Source organism: Streptomyces sp. NPDC058964 (assembly GCF_042741275.1).
Taxonomy (GTDB): Bacteria; Actinomycetota; Actinomycetes; order Streptomycetales; family Streptomycetaceae; genus Streptomyces.
Genome location: NZ_JBHYKH010000725.1, coordinates 1 through 3438 on the forward strand (window position 1 = coordinate 1; position 3438 = coordinate 3438).

General features: G+C 69.0%; 3 protein-coding genes. 1 reads left to right on the plus strand and 2 read right to left on the minus strand.

All coding sequences use genetic code 11. From position 1 onward, the window contains the following. Window positions 1-98: 98 nt before the first annotated feature. Both ACFW2E_RS43720 and rpsO read right to left on the minus strand, forming a co-directional pair. Window positions 99-2318, minus strand: a complete 2220-nt coding sequence (locus ACFW2E_RS43720) for a polyribonucleotide nucleotidyltransferase (RefSeq protein ID WP_384476809.1) — start codon at window positions 2316-2318, stop codon at window positions 99-101. Window positions 2319-2632: 314 nt separating this feature from the next. Further along, window positions 2633-2920, minus strand: a complete 288-nt coding sequence (gene rpsO, locus ACFW2E_RS43725) for a 30S ribosomal protein S15 (protein ID WP_010042739.1) — start codon at window positions 2918-2920, stop codon at window positions 2633-2635. Between the two features lie 263 nt (window positions 2921-3183). Here rpsO and ACFW2E_RS43730 point away from each other — a divergent pair. Further along, the coding region (locus ACFW2E_RS43730; RefSeq protein WP_384476813.1) for a DUF397 domain-containing protein at window positions 3184-3438 on the plus strand (255 nt) is incomplete at its 3' end.

A 3438-nucleotide genomic window follows, 5' to 3' on the forward strand; every position in this document is an offset into this window, starting at 1 on the left:
CGCGACGGTGGAGGCGGGGGGCCGGTGGGGGGGGGCGGCGGGCCCCCCGCCCCGCGCGCCCGCGGGGGGGGCCCCCCCCGCCGTGGAGCTACTCGACGTCACTTGTCGGTGTCGTCCTTTGCTTCTTCGGCACCTTCCTCGCCCTCGATCACGGGGATCAGGGAGAGCTTGCCGCGGGAGTCGATCTCGGCGATCTCGACCTGGACCTTCTGGCCCACGCCGACGACGTCCTCGACGTTCTCCACGCGCTTGCCGCCGGCCAGCTTGCGGATCTGCGAGATGTGCAGCAGACCGTCCTTGCCGGGCAGCAGCGAGACGAACGCACCGAAGGTGGTCGTCTTCACGACCGTACCGAGGTAGCGCTCGCCGACCTCGGGCATCGTCGGGTTGGCGATGCCGTTGATCGTGGCACGGGCGGCCTCGGCGGACGGGCCGTCGGCGGCACCGATGTAGATCGTGCCGTCGTCCTCGATCGTGATCTCGGCGCCGGTGTCCTCCTGGATCTGGTTGATCATCTTGCCCTTGGGGCCGATGACCTCACCGATCTTGTCGACCGGGATCTTGACGGTGATGATCCGCGGAGCGTGCGGGGACATCTCGTCGGGCCGGTCGATGGCCTCCATCATCACGTCGAGGATGTGGAGACGGGCGTCGCGGGCCTGCTTGAGGGCGGCGGCCAGGACGGAGGCCGGGATGCCGTCCAGCTTGGTGTCGAGCTGGAGGGCGGTCACGAACTCCTTGGTGCCGGCGACCTTGAAGTCCATGTCACCGAAGGCGTCCTCCGCACCGAGGATGTCGGTGAGGGTGACGTAGTGCGTCTCGCCGTCGATCTCCTGGGAGATCAGACCCATGGCGATACCGGCGACGGGGGCCTTCAGCGGCACACCGGCGTTCAGGAGCGACATGGTGCTGGCGCACACGGAACCCATGGACGTCGAGCCGTTGGAGCCGAGGGCCTCGGACACCTGACGGATCGCGTACGGGAACTCCTCGCGCGTCGGCAGGACCGGGACCAGGGCGCGCTCGGCGAGCGCGCCGTGGCCGATCTCGCGGCGCTTCGGGGAGCCGACGCGGCCGGTCTCGCCGGTGGAGTACGGCGGGAAGTTGTAGTTGTGCATGTAGCGCTTGCGGGTCACCGGCGAGAGGGTGTCCAGCTGCTGCTCCATGCGGAGCATGTTGAGGGTGGTGACGCCCAGGATCTGGGTCTCGCCACGCTCGAACAGCGCGGAACCGTGCACCCGCGGGATGGCCTCGACCTCGGCGGCGAGCGTACGGATGTCCGTCACGCCACGGCCGTCGATGCGCTTCTTCTCCTTGATCACGCGCTCGCGGACCAGCTGCTTGGTGAGCGAGCGGTACGCGGCGGAGATCTCCTTCTCGCGGCCCTCGAACTCCGGCAGGAGCTTCTCGGCGGCGAGCGCCTTGACGCGGTCCAGCTCGGCCTCGCGCTCCTGCTTGCCCGCGATCGTCAGCGCGGAGGCGAGCTCCGGGCGGACGGCGGCGGACAGCGCCTCCAGGACGTCGTCCTGGTAGTCGAGGAAGATCGGGAACTCGGCGGTCGGCTTGGCGGCCTTCGAGGCGAGGTCGGCCTGGGCGCGGCACAGCACCTTGATGAAGGGCTTCGCGGCGTCCAGGCCGGCGGCGACGATCTCCTCGGTGGGCGCCTCGGCGCCGCCCTCGACGAGCTTGATGGTCTTCTCGGTGGCCTCGGCCTCGACCATCATGATCGCGACGTCGCCGTCCTCCAGGACGCGGCCGGCGACCACCATGTCGAAGACGGCGTCCTCGAGCTCGGTGTGCGTCGGGAACGCGACCCACTGGCCACGGATCAGCGCGACGCGGACGCCGCCGATCGGGCCGGAGAAGGGCAGACCGGCCAGCTGCGTGGACGCGGACGCGGCGTTGATCGCCACGACGTCGTACAGGTGGTCGGGGTTGAGCGCCATGATCGTGGCGACGACCTGGATCTCGTTGCGCAGGCCCTTCTTGAAGGACGGGCGCAGCGGGCGGTCGATCAGACGGCAGGTGAGGATGGCGTCCTCGGACGGACGGCCCTCACGGCGGAAGAAGCTGCCGGGGATCTTGCCGGCCGAGTACATCCGCTCCTCGACGTCCACCGTCAGCGGGAAGAAGTCGAGCTGGTCCTTGGGGTTCTTGGAGGCTGTGGTGGCCGACAGCACCATGGTGTCGTCGTCCAGGTACGCCACGGCGGAACCGGCGGCCTGCTTGGCCAGGCGGCCCGTCTCGAAGCGGATGGTACGGGTGCCGAATGCGCCGTTGTCGATCACGGCCTCGGCGTAGTGGGTCTCGTTCTCCACTAGCGTTTTCTCCTCGTCTTCGTCCCCGGCTGCCCGTGTGGCAGGAGGACGGTTGCGAAGAAGCGCTCCGTGCGGTGCGGGCCGGTCTTCGATCGAAGCACCCGGGGATCGCTTCCCCCCGGGGGCCACTACCGAGGACCGGCGGCGGCTAGGTGCGCCTCTCCTCGTTCTGTGTCGTACGTACTGCGTTACTGCCTGCGTTACTGCGTTGTGCTACCACACTACAAAGCGTCTGTGACACTCCGCACGTTTCCGCACGTACGGCAAAGGGAGCGGTCCCCGATCCTTCCGGGAACCGCTCCCCTCACGGCGTCTTACTTGGCGCCCGCAGCACCGCGGCGGATGCCGAGGCGGTCGACCAGCGCACGGAAGCGCTGGATGTCCTTCTTCGCCAGGTACTGCAGGAGGCGACGGCGCTGACCGACCAGGATCAGCAGACCACGGCGGGAGTGGTGGTCGTGCTTGTGGGTCTTGAGGTGCTCCGTCAGGTCGGAGATCCGACGGGAGAGCAGAGCGACCTGGACCTCGGGGGAGCCGGTGTCGCCCTCCTTGGTACCGAACTCGGACATGATCTGCTTCTTCGTGGCGGCGTCGAGCGACACGCGTACTCCTCATAGTCTGTGAGTGCCACCGAGCGCCCCCGGTCTGCTTCTCGGGGGGACTTCCGTTACTCGGAGGCGGGATCCGCTGCGCGCCGCCTCCGGAGCGGTGGGCTCCGGGGGTGCGGACACAAACGGCCGTCGACCAGACTACCAGGGAGTCACGGGGGCTCTCGCCCGCGTTCCGGAACGGCCCGGGTCCGGTGGAGGCCGCCACTAGGGTGAGCCTGCTGATCGTTCGTACGTCGGGAAGGGGTCGCTTCGGGATGGCGGAGACGGAAGCGGAGACCAAAGCGCGCAAGGAGCGGGAGCGGGACGAGCTCTATGCGCTCGACATCTCGGGCGTCGAGTGGCACTGCGCGCCGGGCACGGAGCAGCACGAGGAGCGGGTCGAGATCGCGTACCTGCCGGAGGGCGCGGTGGCGATGCGGTCGTCCCTCGACCCGGGCACCGTATTGCGGTACACGGAGGCGGAGTGGCGGGCGTTCGTGCTGGGTGCCCGGGACGGGGAGTTCGACCTG